Raw genomic sequence first — 18715 nt, forward strand, 5'->3', positions numbered from 1 at the left:
GCTTGCAGAGAGAAAGCCTTGATCAGCGCGTGGTTCGCATCTGGCGTAATGACTCCGAAGGGTCCGGTAGCGGCTGCGGAGCGGCTGATGCTGCTCAACGCGACGGTGATCATGCTCATGGTGATCGTTCCCGTCATCGTGCTTGTGATCGGATGTGCCTGGTGGTTCAGGGCCGGCAACGCGCGCGCCACCCGGCGGCCGGAGTGGAACTATTCCGGGCCCGTCGAAATCACGATCTGGGCGATTCCGCTTCTTGTGGTGCTGTTCCTGGGTGGCATCGCCTGGCTTGGTTCGCATGATCTGGACCCCCGCAGGCCGCTCGCAGCAGACCCGCCTCCCTTGGACATCCAGGTCGTCTCGCTTGACTGGAAGTGGCTGTTCCTCTATCCGGGCGAGGGTGTGGCTGCCGTGAACCACCTGATTGTCCCGATTGGCCGGCCGCTGCGGCTGCACCTGACCTCGGCCAGTGTCATGAACAGTTTTTTCGTACCGCAATTGGGAAGCCAGATCTACACGATGGCCGGCATGGTCACACAGCTTCATCTGCAAGCGGACCACGCGGGCACATTCACCGGGATGTCGGCCCAATTCAGCGGAGAGGGATTCTCGGACATGCGTTTCGGGGTCGAGGCACTGCCGGAAGCCGATTACGCGGCGTGGATTGCCAGGACTGCGCGTGGCAGCGCCGTGTTCGATGCACACGTCTACCGCGAGCTATCCGCCCCCGGGTCACATCCCCGGCAGGACTATCGCCTGGCGTCGACTGGGTTGTTCGATGCCATCGTCGGCGGCAACGGCGTCCTGGACGCGGCGGCTCCGCCGCCCGCGCCGTCACACATGAAAGATACGAAGCACGGGAAGATGCCATGATGGGAAAACTGAGCCTGTCGGCCCTGCCGCTGGACCAGCCGATACCGCTCGTGGCCGCCGCTGTCGTGATGGCGATCCTGCTGGCGGTGGGAGTCATCGTCATACGGAAGGGGTGGTGGCCCCGGCTCTGGAAAGACTGGATCACCAGCGTCGATCACAAGCGTGTCGGCGTGATGTACATCGTGTTGGCGCTGGTCATGTTGCTGCGCGGATTCGTGGATGCGCTCATGATGCGCTCCCAGCTTGCCCTGGCTGCGGCGGGTTCGCAGGGTTACCTGCCGCCGGAACACTACAACCAGATCTTCACGGCGCACGGAACGATCATGATCTTTTTCGTGGCGATGACCTTTATGGCGGGCCTGATGAATTTCGTGGTGCCCTTGCAGGTGGGAGCGCGCGACGTGGCGTTTCCAGTCATGAATTCGGTCAGCTTCTGGCTCACGGCGGCGGGTGTGCTGCTGATCAATCTGTCCCTGGTCATCGGCGAATTCGCCCGCACAGGCTGGTTGGCCTATCCGCCTTTGTCGGAGCTTGCCTACTCGCCCGATGTCGGGGTCGACTATTACTTGTGGGCCTTGCAGATAGCGGGGGTCGGCACGCTGCTGTCGGGAATCAATCTGGTGACGACCATCCTCAAGAAGCGTACCTATGGCATGAGCTATTCGAGGATGCCGATATTTTGCTGGACTGCCCTGGCGTCGAATCTGCTGATCATCGCGGCGTTTCCGATTCTGACAGCGACCTTCGCCATGCTGTTGCTCGACCGCTATCTGGATTTCCATTTTTTACCAACACGCTGGGCGGCAACGCCATGATGTACGTGAATCTGGTCTGGGCGTGGGGACACCCGGAGGTCTACATCCTGATCCTGCCGGCCTTCGGCATCTTCTCGGAAATCATCTCCACCTTTTCCGGCAAGCCCATTTTCGGGTACAGGTCGATGGCGATTGCCACCATGGCCATCTGCATGCTGTCGTTCATGGTCTGGCTGCACCATTTTTTCACCATGGGGGCGGACGCCGATGTGAATGGTTTCTTCGGTGTCATGACCATGATCATTGCCGTCCCGACGGGCGTGAAGGTATTCAACTGGCTGTTCACGCTGTATGGCGGCACGGTCCGTTTCACCTCGCCAATGCTGTGGGCGCTCGGGTTCCTGGTCACCTTTGTGATCGGCGGCATGACCGGCGTTCTGCTTGCCATTCCTCCGGTGGATTTCGTGGTGCACAACAGCCTGTTCCTGGTCGCGCACTTCCACAACGTCATCATCGGCGGTGTCGTCTTTGGTGCCTTTGCCGGATACGCCTTCTGGTTTCCGAAGGCATTCGGTTTCACATTGGACGAACGCTGGGGCAAGGCAAGTTTCTGGTGCTGGTTCGTCGGGTTCTACCTGGCATTCATGCCACTGTACCTATTGGGACTGATGGGCGCGACCCGACGCATGCAGCACTATCCCGAAGCGCAGTGGCAGCCCCTGATGCTGGTCGCGCTCCTTGGCGCGTTGTGCATCCTGGCGGGCATGGTTTGCACCGTCATCCAACTGGTCGTGAGCATCCGGGGGCGGGAAGCGCGCCGAGTGCGGTCGGGCGACCCTTGGAATGGCCGGAGCCTGGAATGGTCCGTTGCCGCGCCCGCGCCTGCCTGGAATTTCGGCACGTTGCCGCGCGTCACGGGGCGTGACGCATTCTGGGCGTCGAAGTATCCGGATCCTGCAGGCCGGTCCACCGCGCCGGCTGGGGATCGTCCAGTGTCCGATGGCCGGGAGGACGCAGGCGTCGAGATGCCCACCCCCAGTGCCCTCGGGGTGGTGCTTGCGTTCTTCGCGGTGATGACCGGCTTTGGCATGGTCTGGCACATCTGGTGGTTCGCGATGCTTGGCATGGTGGGCGCCGTCGCGGCCGTGCTGTGGCACTCGTGGCATGCGCCGGACGCCATGACTGTTCCGGTGCACCCGGTCGAGGCGCGTCCATGACGAACGCCACTCCCGCATTGGCCACGGGCGCCGCATCGGCGCCGCCGGCCGTTCCGCTGTCCGAACGGGGTCCCGCGCCGACCCGTATCGTCGTGACCTACGGATTCTGGCTGTTCCTGTTGAGTGACATCGTGATGTTCGCGGCCTTTTTCGCAAGCTACGCGGTGCTGCGCGATCACACCGCCGGCGGCCCGTCGGGCGCGGAGGTTTTCCATCGCAACAAGGTGCTGATCGAGACCGCCTGTCTGCTGTTTTCGAGCTATGCGTGCGCGCTGCTGGCGCTGGCCGTCGAACGGCACAACAGGCTTGCCAGCTTTGCCGCGGGCGCCGCAACCCTGGCGCTCGGCATCGCATTCATCGTGCTCGAGGCGACGGAATTCGCTGGCATGGTGGACAACGCGGCAGGTCCATCTCGGAGTGCCTTTCTGTCCGCGTTCTTTGCCTTGGTCGGGCTGCACGGACTTCACGTCTGCGTGGGTGCGTTCTGGCTGCTCGTCATGCTCGTTCAGATCGCGACTCTCGGTTTTCCTCCCGCCGTCCTGCGGCGCATCCGATGCTTCAGTCTGTTCTGGCATTCGCTCGACATTGTCTGGATTGGTGTGTTCACCATCGTGTATCTCGGAGCTTTCACATGAACGACGCTGCCAACGGTCCGCGTGAAGGGGATGATGCGCCCGGTGATGCGACGGATCTGCGGACGGGTCTGTGGAAGTACGCGGCAGGCCTTGGCCTGTCCATCGTCCTTACCTTGCTGTCGTTCTGGGTCTCCGGGACGCAAGCGGTGTGGCCGCACAGCGTCCCGGTCCTGCTTGCCGCGCTTGCAATCGGTCAGATGGGAATCCATCTGGTCTTTTTCCTTCACATTTCCAGCGGACCCGAGGGAACCAACAACATCCTTGCGCTAGCCTTTGGCGTATTCGTGGTCGGGCTGGTGGTATTCGGGTCGATGATCATCATGGCCAATCTCGACGCCAATATGTGACGGCACAGCGATTCGGCCGACATTTTCACCCATGCCGCGCGCGGTCTTGCAGGTCGTTCAAGCCGGCCGCTTGCCATCCCCGCGCGCTGGGCAGGATAGATGCCGGCGTGGCCTGAAAACAGGTAGGCCATGGTGCACGCCAGCGCGGCGAAGGGCCCGATCTGTGTCCCGAAGAGTTCGATTGCCATCAGCGTACCGGCGATCGGTGTGTTGGCAGAGCCCGCGAACACTGCAACGAAGCCCAGGCCGGCCAGCATGGCGAAAGGCAGGTCCAGCAGGGGGCCAGGGCATTGCCCAGGGTCGCGCCGATGAAGAAGAGCGGCGTGACTTCGCCGCCCTTGAAGCCGCTACCCAGGGACAGCACCGTGGCCGCCATCTTTTCGAGGAACAGGGTGGGCGCGGCGGGTTCCTGGAACGCCTGGACAATGGTCGGTATGCCCAGGCCGATCACGTCGTAGGCGCCGGTCGCCCACACCGCCACCGCCAGCAACAGCCCGCCGATCACGGGCCGCAAGGGCCCAAAGGGCACGCAACGTTTGAAGAGGGCGCCGGTAGCATGGGCCGCCGCGGCGAAGGCACGGCTGACCAGCCCGAATACCGCGCCAGCCACCAGCACGGCGGCCAGGGTGCCCAGCCCCACGGCGACCACCGGGCCGATGGGGTAGTGCGTGTGCTGGACGCCCCAGAAACGGCCGACCATCTCGGCCAGGATGGCCGCGAGAAAACACGGAAGCAACGCGTCATGGCGCAGGCGACCAATGACCAGCACTTCAACGCCGAATACGGCGCCGGCAAGCGGCGTACCGAAGATGGACGCGAAGCCGGCGCTCATGCCCGCCATCAGCAGGATGCGGCGGTCAGCGTGCGACAGCTTGAATACACGCCGCACCTGGTCGGCCAGCGCGCCACCCATCTGCACCGCCGTTCCCTCGCGGCCCACGGATGCTCCCACCAAGTGCGATACCACCGTCCCGCCGAAGATCAGAGGGACCATCCGGAACGGCACCGGCCGATCCGGTTCATGGATGGCATCGATCAGCACATTGTTGCCGGCTTCAACCGGTTGTCCGACCTGCATGTAGATCCAGCCGACGACAAAACCGGCAACGGGCAGCAGCCAGATCAGCCACGTGTAGGCGTCGCGGGTGGACGTCGCGGCGTCCAACGCAAACAGGAACGCGGCCGACGCGCTGCCGGCCAGCACGGCCACCAGCCCCGACAGCAGCAGCCATTTGCCCAGGTAAGGCAGCAGCGAGAGCCGTTCAGGCAGGCGGATCGATGGCATCGAGGATCAGGGCAGCGCCGTCAGGCCGCACCACGGGAGGTGCGATGTCATGATGCGCCGCCGTTGCGCCGGATCAATTGGCAGGTGACGGCGCCACGGGCGCGCCCACCGGCGGCATCGCCGACGTTGGCGCCGGCATGACCGGCGACGTGCCTGGCTGCGTGGGTGCAGGCATCGAGGCGCGCTGGCGCAGGGCCAGCAGCATTTTCATGCCGACCCGGCCGTCGGTGGGCACGCCCATGGCTTCCTGTTCCTGGCGCACGGCAGTCCGTGTCAGGGTGCCCGGAATCCCGTCGGGTGTGCCGATGGCATAGCCGCGCCCGACCAGCAGGGTCTGCAGTTCACGAATTTCAGCGCGCGACAGGCCGGGGTCATCGGTCGGCCACGGCGTCACCAGCGGCGGCTCGCCCTTCAACTGATTCAAAAGCAGGCTGACGGACAGGCCGTACTTGCGCGACTGGTTGTAATGCAGGATCGCTTCGAAGTTTTCGGTCGCGAGGAAGATCGGTCCTTGCGAGCCGGTTGGCGCGAACACGAACGCGTTGGTATCGGCAAAGGCCGCGTCGCTCAGAGGCTGGCCGTTGACGCGGGTGACGCCTTGCGCGGCCCACGTGCGCAGGCTGCGGCGATCGCTGGCATTGCTGTATTCGGCATCGACCGCCGTCGGCACGGTCGACTGGATGGCGGGCGGCACGCGCACTTCGATGATGCTGTCCAGCCCGCGTGTCCACCGTGCGCGGCGCTTGAGCAGGTGGTTGGCGGTCGAGGCCAGCGCATCGGGCAACGATTGGTACAGATCGATGCGGCCGTCGCCATCGCCGTCGGCCGCCAGTTCGTAGAACGACGTCGGGATGAATTGCGTCATGCCGAACGCGCCGCTCCACGAGCCGACAAAAGTGTCCGGGGCCACCGTGCCGTCGCGCAACAGTCGGATGGAGGCAAAGGCATTCTTGGCCCACAGGGGATTGCGCTCGGTGCAGGCGCGGGTGATCCATGCATCGACGACACGGACCTTGCCGAGCTGCGTGCCGTAGTTGGTTTCGATGCCGAAGATCGCGACCAGCGCTTCCTTGTCAACGCTGTAGTTGCGGCCGATGGCTTCCAGCTGCGCGCCGTACTGCTGCAGGATGGCCTTGCCTTCGTTCACACGCTGCGCATCAACGGTCTTGGCGATGTAGTCCCACCAGGTTTCGCGGCCTTCGGGCTGCGCCTTGGCCGATGCGACCGTGCTTTCGAGCACTTGGGCGTCGGACGTGTAACGGTCGAAGTCGGCGACCGACACGCCGTTGGCCACGGCCGAGCGGCGCAGGTTGCTCAGGCAACTGGCGGTATCCATCTGCGCAAACGCCGGTGCGGCGGTCGCGGCAAGGCACACAGCGGCAGCGGCCGAGAGGACAAGGGAGCGGGGCGAGACGAAGCAGGGCATAGGAGGCGGTCGACACTTGAGCAAGCGTCGAGGTTAGCAGCTTTGTGTTTTTGCCCCGGCGGCGCGCAATGTTTTGTTTCCGCCTGGGCCGCCCGAGTTCCCCGGGGATCGACCCATAATGCATGACCCCCGCACTCATATCGGATCGTCATGGTTGCCTTGCTCTTGCGCGAGAAATTCCTGCTGCTCGCGCTGCTTTCCACCGTGCTTGCCTACACGTTCGAGCACACACTGCTCGCGCATGGCGAAGTCACCGCCCTGGTCGTTTCCGGGCTGCTCATCGGCGCTATTTTGTGCGCGTCGATCCGCGTTGCCCATCATGCCGAACTGCTGGCCGAGAAGGTCGGCGACCCCTACGGCACCATGATCCTGACCCTGTCGGCGGTGCTGGTCGAAGTCATCATCCTGGCGATCATGATGCGGCACAGCGAATCGCCCACGCTGGTGCGCGACACGATCTACTCGGCGGTCATGCTCGACATCAACGGCATACTGGGCCTTGCCGCCTTGATGGGTGGGCTCAAGCACGGCGAGCAGGCCTATAACGATGACTCCAGCCGCACCTACAGCGTCATGATCCTGACGGCGATGGGGATTTCGATGGTTGTGCCCGAGTTCATTCCCGAGGCACGCTGGCAGGTGTACTCGGGCTTCACGGTCGTGATCATGCTGGTGCTGTACGCGGTGTTTCTCAAGATGCAGACAGGACCGCACAGCTACTTTTTCAGCTACAGCTATCCGGAAAAGCGCAAGCGCCGCGGAACCGTGGCGGCGCCCCGCGGCGGATTGGAAACCGTCGGGGTTGCAACGGGTGCGTTCAGCCCGGCGGCCCCGGCAACGGCCGCTGCGGCATCGACCGCCGACCAGGTCGCCGCCACCACATCGGCCGCCGCGCCCCAGGACCTTGCCGCGGACGGCGCACCCGTCGTGGCGCACGAAGCCGAGCACACCCCCATCAAGGAGTCGATCGCCGTCCTCGTGTTCGGTGTGATCGTGATCGGGGCGCTGGCGGAGGTCATGAGCAAGACCCTGCAGCTGGGCCTGGCGTCCACCGGCGCGCCGCCGATCGTGACCGCGTTGCTGGTCGCCACCATTTCCGCCGGACCCGAGATCCTGACGGCCCTGCGCGCCGCGCTCGCCAACCGCATGCAGTCGGTGGTCAACATCGCGCTGGGCGCATCGCTGTCCACCGTGATCCTGACCGTGCCGGTCATGGAAGCCATGGCCCTGTACACCGGCCAGCCTTTCCAGATGGCCATGACCCCCGTCCAGACCGTCATGGTCGCCATCACGCTGATCGTTGCGGCCATCAACTTGAATGACGGGCAGACGAATGCGATCGAAGGCATGACGCACTTCGTGCTGTTCGCGACGTTTTTGATGCTGTCGGTGATGGGGTTGTAGGCGAGCGCGTGGACATTTTGGTCCAGCCTGCGACTTGTTGCCTGTTGATGCGCACAATACAAACGACAACGCCCCGTGAGGGGCGTTGGGAACTACGGGTAAGCCCAGCGTCCGCCATCTGATGGCTGCCGACACAACCCGGGCCTTTCGCGCGCATTTTCCCTCGGCAATGTCTACCTCGTCAAGCAACTCCGGGCTGTCGGCGGACAGTCTGCAGTTGGTGAAACTCCTTTCCGCAGAACGACTTGCGCCCTTGCTGGCTCTCACTCAGGGCTATCCTGCCGCGATCGACCTGCATCTGGACATGTTGCGGCTGGGCGGTGCTTTGATGACCATTACAGGGGTCATCGAAATCGCGTTGCGCAATTCCATCTGTGATCGACTGGCGCAGCATTGGGGAAGCCCGGATTGGCTGAATACGCAATTGCCATCGTTTCAATGGCATGCGTCGGAAAAGGAGAAAATTCGGCAAGCCGAGACCAATGCCCGGAGGGCAATGTTCGCGAAGCTCACGCCTGCGACGCGGGCCGCTCTGAAAAAGCAGGTGAACGCAACGCCCGCGTCAGCGCATGCCAGCTCGCTCGGCTTGCAAGAGCATTTGCATGTCTCCAGCGGCCAAGTTATTGCCCAATTGACGCTTTTTTCTGGAAGCGCCTGTATTCGGAAGACTACGACAAGCGACTTTGGCGTCCCGCTTTGAAATCGACCTTCCCGAACAAGACCTTGTCGCGGGCGCACGTTGCATCAAGGCTCGAGGTCCTGTACCAGAACAGGAACAGGGTTGCCCATCACGAGCCTGTTCACGGCCGACGATTGCGGGATGGCCTTGATGCCATCGACTTTGTCGTAAATGAGTTCGGAGAAACGAATGCGGCCGGCAAACGATATCTGGCCAGTCTGGTCGAGTCCGATCTGCAGCGGCTCAAAGCGGACGCGCGTATATTGCAGGCGGCCATGGCAGGGTTCAGGAAACCGACATGTCGCTGACCCAGCATGCATGCGGCGGTTTACGACAGTTGCAAACGACGCTTACCGCTGTGGTCAACAATAGGCTGTAATTCCCGAAATGCCCGGCAGCCTGGCGTTCCATCCAGCGCCTCAGCTTGCCGTCCGCGTCATCTCTCGTTGTCGAGTATCAATGTGCCGCACCTGACATCCCGCCTCCGCTCCCTTGCCGCAGCGTCCTGGTCGCCGCTTGCCGCGCGTTTGCTGCTGTGCCTCATGTTGGCCGTTACCCTGGCTGCGAGCCACACGCCCGCCCATGCGCAACAGCCGACCAGCGCCGAAACCGACGCCGCGCTCGACGATGCCCGCAAGCAGATCGATGCGGTGCAAAGCGGCGTGGCGGACGTGACGGACGACGCCGAACTGATCCGGCGGCGAACCACGGCGCTGGACGTGCAGACCAAGGCGGACGCGATTGCCGAGGCGCTGGCCCCGCAACTGACCAGTGTGCAGGCCCGCCTGGGTGAGCTTGGGCCGTTGGCGGCGGGGGCGAAGGAAGCGTCGGACGTGGCGGCGCAGCGCGCGCAGCTTGAAAAAGCCGGGTGGCGCTGGACGCGCAGGTCAAGCTGGCGCGCTTGCTGTCGGTGGAAGGCGGGCAGGCGGCGGAGCAGATTTCAGGGCTGCGGCGATCGCAGTTCCAGGCCCGGCTGGGCGAGCGGCGGGCGTCGGTGGTGGGGTCGTCGTTCTGGCGGGAATTCCGCAGCGATGCGCCACGGGACGCCAATCGTCTCATCGCGCTGGGGTCGGAACTGGGCGCCGCGGCCCTGGCCACGCCGTATTGGGTCTGGATCGCGATCGCGCTGGCCATCGTCGCCCTGCTCGCGCTGCGCCTTGCCATCGTACGGCTGATCCTGCGCCTGACGGCCACGCGGGTGCCGCCGGGCCGTCTGCGGCGGTCCCTGCTGGCCCTGGCGCTGGTCACGCTGGCGACCGCCACCCCCGGTCTGGTCGCCGTCCTGATCACGCTGGGCCTGAATTGGGGCGCGCCGCTGGACAGCGATACGCAGGCGCTGATGGTGGGGCTAGTGGGCATGGCCTGCTTTGGCGGATATATCGCCGGGCTGGGCAAGGCCTTGCTGTCGCCGTTCCGGTCGTCGTGGCGGCTGTTGCCCATCCCGGATCTGGTGTCGCTGCGCATGCGCTGGTTTCCGCTGGTGCTGGCGATCGTCATCGTGCTGGCCTGGGTGGGCGAACGCGTGCCGGTCATGCTCAACGCCAGCTTGACCATCACCATCGCGGCCAATGCCGTGGTGGCGCTGGTGCTGGGTGTGACCATCGGCATCGCCATGTTGCGGGCCGAGCGCATGCGCCGCAACGCGCTGCGCGATCCGGAAACGCAGATCGTTCCGCCACGGCCCTTCTGGCTGTCCTTGTTGATGGCGGCCACCTGGCTGGTGTTTGCCGTCAGCTTCGTCAGTGTGCTGATCGGCTATGTCGCCTTTGCCGGCTTCGTCGTCAAGCAGGTGGTGTGGACCTTGGTGGTGGTGTGTTCGGGTTACCTGCTGTCCGTGCTGATCGAAGACGGCTTCACCACGCTGCTGACGTCGCCGGGCAAGGAAAACAAGGACGGCGAGGACGTCAAGAGCGACCTCGCCAGCCCGCGCGTGCGGGACCAGGCGGCGGTGCTGCTGTCCGGCCTGGGCCGTCTGTTCGTGCTGTTGTTTGCATTGGTGCTGCTGCTGGCGCCGTTTGGCGAAGGGCCGCTGGAGCTGTTCCACCGCGCCGATCAGCTGCACAACGGGCTGTCGATCGGTGAGGTGCAGATCCGTCCGGGCGCGGTCCTGCAGGCCGTGCTGGTGCTGTTCGGATCGCTGCTTGCAGTGCGCATTTTCAAGGGCTGGCTGCAGAACCGTTACCTGCCGACCACGACGTTCGACCCGGGCATGCAGTTGTCCGCCACCACCTTGTTCGGCTACTTCGGCGTGGTGGTGTCGATTGCGTTGGCGATGTCGGCGGTGGGGGTCGGCCTGGAGCGCGTGGCGTGGGTGGCCAGTGCGCTGTCCGTGGGTATCGGCTTTGGCCTGCAAGCCGTAGTGCAGAACTTCGTGTCGGGGCTGATCCTGCTGGCGGAACGTCCGGTCAAGGTGGGTGACTGGGTGTCGCTGGGCGGGGTTGAAGGAGACATCCTGCGGATCAATGTGCGAGCCACCGAAATCCAGATGGGTGACCGGTCCACGGTGATCGTGCCGAATTCCGAGTTCATTACCAAGACGGTGCGCAACGTCACCCATTCGAATCCGCTGGGCCTGGTGTCGATCAAGCTGCCGATGCCGCTGGGAACCGATGCGCAGAAGGTGCGCAAGTTGATGCAGGACGCGTTCGAAGCGCATGAAGACGTGCTGGAAGCGCCTGCGCCCAGCGTCGCGCTGGACGGCATCGACGGCAGCAATCTGATGTTCAATGCCAGCGGCTTCGTCAGTTCGCCGCGCGCGGCCTATGGCGTGCGCAGCACCTTGCTGTTCGATATCCTGAGCAGGCTCAATGCGGAAGGCATGGCGATGGCCAAACAAAGCACCACCATGTTGATCAGCGCGCCCTTGACGGGCGGCCTGCCAGGTCAGCCCGGACTGCCGGTGCAGGCGCCGCAGGCGGTGCCGCCCCCGTCGGTGCGGCAGCCCCGGCCTCGACGGCGCCGTCCACCTCGACGCCGCCCCCGGTCGGGCCGGCGACCTGAGCATGCTCAATCCAGCTTGACCTCGAATCCGCGCCGGGTCGCGGGCCGAGCCATCAGGCCGTCGTACCAGCGCTGGACGTTCGGGAAGTCGGCCAGGTCGACCTTGTGGCGTTGATGGCGCCAGGCCCAGCCCAGGATCGCAAAGTCGGCCACCGACAGCGCATCCGCCACGTAGTCGCGGCCAGCCAGGCGCCGATCGAGCACGCCATACAGGCGGCGCGTTTCGTCCGAATACCGCTTCAGGCCGTACTTCTGGTCCGCCTCGTTGGCCACGCCCAGGAAATGATGCACCTGGCCAGGCATTGGCCCGAAACCGCCCATCTGCCACAACAGCCATTCCAGGACCGGAATGCGTTCCAGCAGGCTTGCGGGCAAAAAGCGTCCGGTCTTTTCCCCCAGATACAGCAGGATCGCCCCGGATTCAAAGACGCTGACCGTCTGGCCGCCCGGGCCGTCGGTGTCCACCAATGCCGGAATCCGGTTGTTCGGACTGATGCGAAGGAAGGCCTCCGCATGTTGTTCGCCCTTGCCGATGTTCACGGGAACGACGGTGTAGGGCAGATCCATTTCTTCGAGCGCCACGCTGATCTTGCGACCATTGGGCGTGTTCCAGGCATACAGGGTGATGGCCACGGGCGGTTCCAGTCAGGGGGTAGAGGGCAGGGTGGCGGCGAGGTCGAGGCGCCGGAAGCGGGCATCAGGCCTTTACCTGCACCCCTTTCCAGAAGGCGACGCGGTCCTTGATTTCGGCGGCCGCGCTCTTGGGTGTCGGGTAGTACCAGGCGGCATTGACGTTGACCTTGCCGTCGACGACCACGTCGTAATAGCTGGCTGTGCCTTTCCACGGGCAGACCGTGGTGTGGCTGCTTTCGCGGAACAGGTCCCGGTTCAGCGAAGCCAGCGGGAAATAATGGTTGTTTTCGACCACGACCGTATCGTCGGTCTCGGCAAGGACAGTGTCATTCCACAGGGCGCGCATGGGGCGTCTCCGGTTGATGGAGGAGCATGGGTAGGGATCTGCCTCGCACGCTACCCCTGCAACCGTGGCGCTGCCTACCCCCATTTGCGATTGGTAACCGAGAAGCAGGCCAGGCAGCCCGCGGTCTACTCCCGACACCGTGCTATCGTCAGCCAGCTTTTTCGCTCCCCTTTGCCGCCACTCCGACCCGTGCCCGAGCCCTTGCCGATCTCCGCGCCGCCGCCCGTGCCGGCGTCCTCCACGATGCAACGCCTGCGGCGCCGGTCGGGGCATGGGCTGCTTCCGTTCCTGGCTACGGTCGGCGCGGTGGGCGCGGCCACGGCAGTTGCCGCAATGCTCGATCCCCACGTGTCGCTGACCGTGATTGCGATGATCTATCTGGTCGGCGTCTTGGTGGTCAGCTACCGGTTTTCGCCGGTCTTGTCGGCCATCAGCGCCGTGCTGTCGGTGCTTGGGTTGAACGTCTTTTTCGTGCATCCGCGCGGCACGCTGGCCGTCGAATCGACCGAACATTTCCTGACCCTGGCCGCCATGCTGGGCGCCGCGCTATTGATCAGCGGGCTGTCGTCACGGCTGCGCGGCACAACGGAACAGGCCGTCTGGCGCGAACAGCGGGCCCGCAACCTGCAGCGTCTGGCCGCGCGGCTGGCGGGGTCCGACGACGAAAGCGAGATCATCGATGCCGTCAGGACCGCACTGGAAGAAGCCTTCGGCAATGGCATTGCCGTGGCCCTGGACGACCAGGCGGGTCGGCTGCAAGGCAAGGTGCCCGGGCAAGCCGTGCTCGATCGCGGCCAGCCGCATGCCGATGCATTGGTGCATTGCCGCCAGTCCGGACAGGTGCTTGGACCCGGAACCGGCCGGTGGGATGGCCTGTCGACGCTGTACGTGCCGGTGCGCGCCGGGGCCAGCGTGATGGGGGCGCTGGCCATTCCGTCCCCGGCGCCGCTGCGCGAAGACCGCGAGCATGCGCAGGCCATTGCCGACCTCCTGGCAGGCGCCATGCGGCGCATCCGGCATGCCACCGAAGCCGTTGCCGCGCGGGCCGCCGCGCAGTCGCAGCAACTGCGCAATACCTTGCTGGCCGCGGTGTCCCACGACTTTCGCACGCCGCTGGCGTCGATCATCGGCGCGGCCTCGTCCTTGCAGCGGCAGCGCGATCTGCTGCCGGCCGGCGAACAGGACAAGCTGATCGGCCTGATCGAAGACGAAGCCCTGCAGCTCACCGCCATGACGGACAACACGCTGCAGTGGGTGCGGCTCAATGCCGATACCGCCGCCTTGCGGCTGGACTGGGAATCGGTCGAAGAAATCGTCGGCAGCACGCTGTCACGCATCCGCCGCCGCGATCCGGCCCGCCGGATCCAGGCGCGGGTCGCGCCCAACCTGCCGCTGGTCCGCGCCGACGCCGTGCTGGTCGCGCAACTGCTCGCCAACCTGCTGGATAACGCCCTCAAGTATTCCGACGGCCCGGTGCAGGTCGATGCCGATGCGGTGGGCGAGTGGCTGGAAATCGACGTACGCGACCGGGGTATCGGCATCGACCCCGCCGAACTCGATCAACTGTTCGACACGTTTTTCGGGGCGCGGGTGCGCGCAAGGTGCGCGGCGCGGGCCTGGGCCTGGCCGTGAGCCGCGCGATCGCCGTGGCGCATGGCGGCACGCTGGATGCGGAACCGCGCGACGGCGGCGGCAGCCTGTTCCGGTTGCGTCTGCCCCTGGCCGCCGCGCCGGCCATGCCTGCCCGGGAGCGCGCATGATGTCCGGCCAGCGATCCCTGCCGCGTCCGGCCCTGCCCTTACCCCACATTCTGGAGACCACCTGGTGGCCATCAAGGTATTGATCGTTGAAGATGACAGCCAGATCCGCGGCTTGCTTGGCGCCGTACTGATGGTGGAGGGCTTTGAAGTGTCCACCGCCGTCAGCCTGAGCGAAGCGCGCGCCCTGCTTGCCCACACCGCGCCCCAACTGGTCATTCTCGACCTGGGGCTGCCCGATGGCGATGGCGGCGAATTGCTGCCGTCGTTGCGGGCCGCGTCGGCCATTCCGGTGCTGGTCGTGTCGGCCCGGCACGACGAAGCGCAAAAGATCGCGCTGCTGGACGCGGGCGCCGACGACTACCTGGTCAAGCCCTTCGGCGTGGGCGAATTGCTGGCAAGGATTCGCGTCGCGTTGCGGCATCGGGGGACTGCGGTCGCACCGGCCCAGGTGGCCTACCGGGTCGACGGCCTGGCGATCGACCTGGAACAGCATCGGGTCGAACGCGATGGCGTGCCCGTGCACCTGACGCCCACCGAATTCGAACTGCTGTCGCACCTGGTGCGCAAGGCGGGCAAAGTCATTACGCACCGCCAGATGCTGACCGACGTGTGGGGTGCGGACTACGCCGAACATACCCACTACCTGCGTATCTATATGGGCACCCTGCGGGCCAAGCTGGAGAAGGATCCGGCTGAACCCCGGTATCTGCTGACCGAACCGGGCATCGGATACCGGCTCGCCGCCGAATGATCGGGCTAATGGAGCGATAGCGCGCCGGACGGCCGCAATCCGGGATGGCTGTGGCGTAAAGACCGCAGCCATCCATATTTATGCGTTCTTTACACCCGCCCTTCTATAAACCGGACATCGCCAGAATCCGGATCCACAATGCAAACGAACGATAGCCGCAAGAATCTTGCGGCGCTGTCGCTGGGCGCCTTGGGCGTCGTCTACGGCGACATCGGCACCAGCCCGCTTTACACCATGAAAGAAGTCTTTGCCGAACACACCGGCGTGCCGCTCGATCCGCAGCACATCATCGGTGTCGTCTCGGTCATTTTCTGGGCGCTGCTGTTGATCGTCACCCTGAAATATGTCGTGCTGATCCTGCGGGCCAACAACCGCGGCGAAGGCGGCATCATGGCCATGACCGCGCTGGCGGCCCAGGCCATGCACGACCGGCCGCGCCGCCGCAAGGTGCTGCTGCTGGTCGGCGTGCTGGGCGCGGCGCTGTTCTATGGCGACAGCCTGATCACGCCGGCCATTTCGGTGCTGAGCGCGATCGAAGGCATCAAGGTCGTTGCGCCGGGCCTGGACAGCTTCGTGCTGCCGATCTGCGTTGCGATCCTGGTCGCCCTGTTCCTGGTGCAGCGCTTCGGCACGTCGGCGGTCGGCAAGCTGTTCGGCCCCATCATCGGCCTGTGGTTCGGTACCCTGGCCGTGACCGGGCTGTTCCACGTCATCGACAACCCTCTCATCCTGGCCGCGCTGAACCCGCTCGAAGCCATCCGCTTCATCGAAGAACGGGGCCTGAGCATGTTCCTGGTCTTCGGGTCAGTGGTCCTGGCGCTGACCGGCGCCGAGGCCCTGTATGCCGACATGGGCCACTTCGGCAAAGGCCCGATCCGCCTGGCCTGGTTCAGCTTCGTGCTGCCCGCGCTGGCCCTGAACTACCTGGGGCAGGGCGGACTGCTGATCGGCGATCCGGGTGCGCTGGCCAATCCCTTCTTCCACATGTTCTCGGAAGCAACGTTGATTCCCGCGGTGATCCTGGCCACCCTGTCGTCGATCATCGCGTCGCAGGCCGTCATCTCCGGCGCCTATTCCATGACACGGCAGGCCATGCAGCTGGGCTTCCTGCCCCGCATGCAGGTGTGTTTCACCTCGGCGCGCGAAGCCGGCCAGATCTACATGCCGCAGGTCAACCGCGCCTTGCTGGTCGGCGTGCTGCTGGTCACCCTGGGCTTCGGCAGTTCGTCGGCACTGGCCTCGGCCTACGGCATCGCCGTGACCGTCACCATGCTGATGACCACTATCCTGACCTATTTCGTGGTGCGTCACGGCTGGGGATATCCGCCCATCGTCGCCATTGGCGCCACGGGTCTGTTCCTGATCATCGACGTCGTGCTGGTGACCTCGTGCAGCCTGAAACTGATGGACGGCGGCTGGTTCCCGCTGGTGCTGGGCGCTGGCATCTTCACCATGATGGCGACTTGGAAGCAGGGCCGTGAACTGCTGCTCGCGCGGATCCGCAAGGACGATCCCGAACTGATTCCCTTCGTGCAGATGTTGTGCCAGGACAGCTGCCTGCAGCGTGTGCCCCGCACGGCCGTCTATACCGTCGCCAACCCCGACACCGTGCCGCAGGCCCTGACCCACAACCTGAAGCACAACCGCGTGCTGCACGACCAGAACGTCATCCTGACCGTGGTGTTCGACGAAGTGCCCTGGGTGGCGGAAGACCATCGCGTCGACCTGGAAGTGCTCGATCACGGCTTCTGGCGGGTGCGGGTGAATTACGGCTTCAAGGACTCGCCCGACATTCCCTATGCCCTGGAACTCTGCAAGGCCAAAGGGCTGGAGATCAACCAGTTCGAGACCAGCTATTTCCTGAGCCGCGAAACCGTGGTGCCGGCATCCGGCAATTCCATGCCCGACTGGCAGGAGCACTTGTTCGCGGCCATGTCGCGCAATGCGGGCAGCGTGATCGAGTTCTTCGGGCTGCCGAACAACGCGGTGATCGAGCTGGGTACGCGGGTGCAGATCTAGGGGCGCGCGGTGCGGCTGGGCCGCGCAAGAAGACGTGACAACGCTTGCCGGGCCCGGCTCGCCGGTTGCACCATGATCGGCCCTGCCGATTCCTGAATGCGATCTTGCCGATGCTCCGTCCTTCCTTGCGTGCTGCGCTTGCCCTGCTGGTTGCTTCCGCGTTGGCCCTGACCGGCTGCGCGGGCCTGCGTAGCAGCGATCCGGTCCGCCTGAACGTGGTGGGCATCGAACCCATCGAGGGAGAAGGGCTGGAGATGCGCATGGCCGTGCGCTTGCGCGTGCAGAACCCGAACGACACGTCCATCGACTACGACGGCATCAGCGTGGAACTCGACCTGAACAACCGGCCGTTTGCAACCGGCGTCAGTCCGGCGCGTGGCAGCATCCCGCGCTTTGGCGAAACGGTGTTGAACGTTCCCGTGTCGGTCTCGGCATTTTCGGTCATGCGCCAGGCCTGGGGGATCGTGGGCGGCATGTCGGGCGCGTCGGCTGGCGCGGCCATGGAGCCCATTCCGTATGTCCTGCGCGGCAAGCTGGGCGGCAGCTTCGGCAGCACCCGTTTCCTGGACCGCGGCGCCTTGAGCCTGCCCGAACTCCGGTAGCGCCCCGTCACCACTCGCCTGACAACAAGCTGAACTTGCTTCGTCCGCCCGCGTCTGAGTTCGTATCTTGTTCGAACTGGAGGATGCCGTGAGCGCTCGTCAATTGCTGGATCAACTGTTGCAGTCAGGTCAGAGCCTGGTCAAGGAAGCCACCGGCCACTTGCAGGGAACGAATGGCGGCCAGCCCGCGCGCACGCAGGACGGCGGGCCCGCGGGCGGCGCACTGGGTGGCCTGGGAAATCTGCTGGGATCGGGATCCGGTGGCGGCGGCGGATTGGGTTCGTTGCTTTCGGGTTTTGGGGGCGGGGCCTTGAGCGGCAGTGCGCTGACCATGCTGCTGAGTAACAAAAAGATGCGGAAGATGGGCGGGTCCGTTGCGATGATGGGCGGGATGGCCGCCCTTGGCGCGGTTGCCTATCGCGCCTACACGGACTGGCAGCGCAATCAGCAGGGTGCCGTGGCCTCGCCGGCGGCGAGCGCGGGCGCGCCCATCCACGGCACGGCCACGGTCCAGCCGCACGGGGCGCCCGCTGGCCAGGCCGCGCCCTTGAGCTTGCCCGAGCCGCAAACGCTGGACCGGGTCACCGGTGCGCAGGCCGAGGAACACAGCAATGCCGTTCTGGTGGCGATGATCGGCGCGTCCAAGGCGGACGGGCATATCGGTGCTGACGAACGGCAACTGCTGGAAGGCGAACTGCACAAGCTGTCGGCCGACCCCGCGGACCGCGCCTGGCTGGAGGCCGAACTGGCCAAACCCCTGGATCCGTCGGCGGTGGCCAAGTCCGCCACGACCCCTGAAATCGCGGCCGAAATGTACCTGGCCAGCCTGCTGATCGTGGACGAAGAAAGCTATATGGAACGGGCCTACCTGGACGAGCTGGCCCGCCAGATGAAGCTGGACCCGGGCCTCAAGGCGACGCTCGAAGCACAATTGAAGCAGGCGGCGTAAGCCTGGTCGGATGACAATCGTTACAGTGCGAGGGGCG

The 18715-nt window shown here is 64.9% G+C and carries 13 protein-coding genes and 4 pseudogenes; 13 read left to right on the plus strand and 4 right to left on the minus strand.

The window, feature by feature from the left end; genetic code table 11:
- Window positions 1-87 precede the first annotated feature (87 nt).
- The 4 genes and pseudogenes from ACNANG_RS13440 to cyoD all read left to right on the plus strand — a co-directional run bounded on the left by ACNANG_RS13440 (window position 88) and on the right by cyoD (window position 3824).
- Window positions 88-870 (plus strand): cytochrome ubiquinol oxidase subunit II, encoded by a 783-nt coding sequence (locus ACNANG_RS13440; protein ID WP_420223379.1) that lies wholly within the window; start codon window positions 88-90, stop codon window positions 868-870.
- Window positions 867-2852 (plus strand): annotated as a pseudogene (locus ACNANG_RS13445) (cbb3-type cytochrome c oxidase subunit I); the annotation flags it as partial. The gene ACNANG_RS13440 and the pseudogene ACNANG_RS13445, both read left to right, overlap by 4 nt.
- A gap of 7 nt (window positions 2853-2859) precedes the next feature.
- Entirely contained in the window at window positions 2860-3477 is a 618-nt protein-coding gene (locus tag ACNANG_RS13450) for a cytochrome c oxidase subunit 3 (RefSeq protein ID WP_420223380.1), read from the plus strand.
- On the plus strand, window positions 3474-3824 hold the full coding sequence (gene cyoD, locus ACNANG_RS13455; protein ID WP_420223381.1) for a cytochrome o ubiquinol oxidase subunit IV: 351 nt from the start codon (window positions 3474-3476) through the stop codon (window positions 3822-3824). Before ACNANG_RS13450 ends, cyoD begins: the two co-directional genes overlap by 4 nt.
- A gap of 62 nt (window positions 3825-3886) precedes the next feature.
- On the opposite strand, the pseudogene ACNANG_RS13460 reads toward cyoD, so the two are convergent.
- Window positions 3887-5109: pseudogene (locus ACNANG_RS13460) on the minus strand (voltage-gated chloride channel family protein); the annotation flags it as partial.
- A gap of 73 nt (window positions 5110-5182) precedes the next feature.
- Window positions 5183-6445: a lytic murein transglycosylase gene (locus ACNANG_RS13465; protein WP_420223382.1), complete on the minus strand. Its 1263-nt coding sequence runs from the start codon at window positions 6443-6445 to the stop codon at window positions 5183-5185.
- Between the two features lie 240 nt (window positions 6446-6685).
- Between ACNANG_RS13465 and ACNANG_RS13470 the strand changes: the two genes are divergently transcribed.
- From ACNANG_RS13470 to ACNANG_RS13485, 4 genes and pseudogenes are all read left to right on the plus strand, one after another.
- Window positions 6686-7939 (plus strand): calcium:proton antiporter, encoded by a 1254-nt coding sequence (locus tag ACNANG_RS13470; RefSeq protein ID WP_420223383.1) that lies wholly within the window; start codon window positions 6686-6688, stop codon window positions 7937-7939.
- 121 nt (window positions 7940-8060) lie between these two features.
- Window positions 8061-8639 carry a hypothetical protein gene (locus ACNANG_RS13475; RefSeq protein WP_420223384.1) on the plus strand — a complete coding sequence of 193 codons (579 nt, stop codon included), beginning with the start codon at window positions 8061-8063 and terminating at the stop codon, window positions 8637-8639.
- Window positions 8636-8926, plus strand: coding sequence for a hypothetical protein (locus ACNANG_RS13480; RefSeq protein ID WP_420223385.1), 291 nt, complete (start codon window positions 8636-8638; stop codon window positions 8924-8926). The genes ACNANG_RS13475 and ACNANG_RS13480 overlap by 4 nt, the downstream gene beginning before the upstream one ends.
- Window positions 8927-9110: 184 nt before the next feature.
- A pseudogene (locus ACNANG_RS13485) lies at window positions 9111-11529 on the plus strand (DUF3772 domain-containing protein); the annotation flags it as partial.
- Between the two features lie 95 nt (window positions 11530-11624).
- On the opposite strand, the gene ACNANG_RS13490 reads toward ACNANG_RS13485, so the two are convergent.
- Together ACNANG_RS13490 and ACNANG_RS13495 are read right to left on the minus strand one after the other, a co-directional pair.
- Window positions 11625-12251: a glutathione S-transferase family protein gene (locus ACNANG_RS13490; protein ID WP_420223386.1), complete on the minus strand. Its 627-nt coding sequence runs from the start codon at window positions 12249-12251 to the stop codon at window positions 11625-11627.
- Window positions 12252-12315: 64 nt separating this feature from the next.
- The gene (locus tag ACNANG_RS13495; protein ID WP_420223387.1) at window positions 12316-12597 is read right to left on the minus strand and encodes a DUF427 domain-containing protein; all 282 of its coding nucleotides are present in this window, start codon (window positions 12595-12597) and stop codon (window positions 12316-12318) included.
- Between the two features lie 333 nt (window positions 12598-12930).
- Between ACNANG_RS13495 and ACNANG_RS13500 the strand changes: the two are divergent.
- The 5 genes and pseudogenes from ACNANG_RS13500 to ACNANG_RS13520 all read left to right on the plus strand — a co-directional run bounded on the left by ACNANG_RS13500 (window position 12931) and on the right by ACNANG_RS13520 (window position 18678).
- Window positions 12931-14357 (plus strand): annotated as a pseudogene (locus ACNANG_RS13500) (ATP-binding protein).
- A 64-nt stretch (window positions 14358-14421) separates the two neighbouring features.
- Window positions 14422-15108: a response regulator gene (locus ACNANG_RS13505; RefSeq protein WP_420223388.1), complete on the plus strand. Its 687-nt coding sequence runs from the start codon at window positions 14422-14424 to the stop codon at window positions 15106-15108.
- Between the two features lie 138 nt (window positions 15109-15246).
- Complete coding sequence (locus ACNANG_RS13510) at window positions 15247-17127, plus strand: potassium transporter Kup (RefSeq protein WP_420223389.1); 1881 nt, start codon at window positions 15247-15249, stop codon at window positions 17125-17127.
- Between the two features lie 110 nt (window positions 17128-17237).
- Window positions 17238-17729 (plus strand): LEA type 2 family protein, encoded by a 492-nt coding sequence (locus ACNANG_RS13515; protein ID WP_420223390.1) that lies wholly within the window; start codon window positions 17238-17240, stop codon window positions 17727-17729.
- A gap of 88 nt (window positions 17730-17817) precedes the next feature.
- On the plus strand, window positions 17818-18678 hold the full coding sequence (locus ACNANG_RS13520) for a tellurite resistance TerB family protein (protein ID WP_420223391.1): 861 nt from the start codon (window positions 17818-17820) through the stop codon (window positions 18676-18678).
- Window positions 18679-18715 lie beyond the last annotated feature (37 nt).

This window comes from Pigmentiphaga litoralis, from assembly GCF_048632615.1.
In the GTDB taxonomy this organism is placed as follows: domain Bacteria; phylum Pseudomonadota; class Gammaproteobacteria; order Burkholderiales; family Burkholderiaceae_B; genus Pigmentiphaga; species Pigmentiphaga litoralis_B.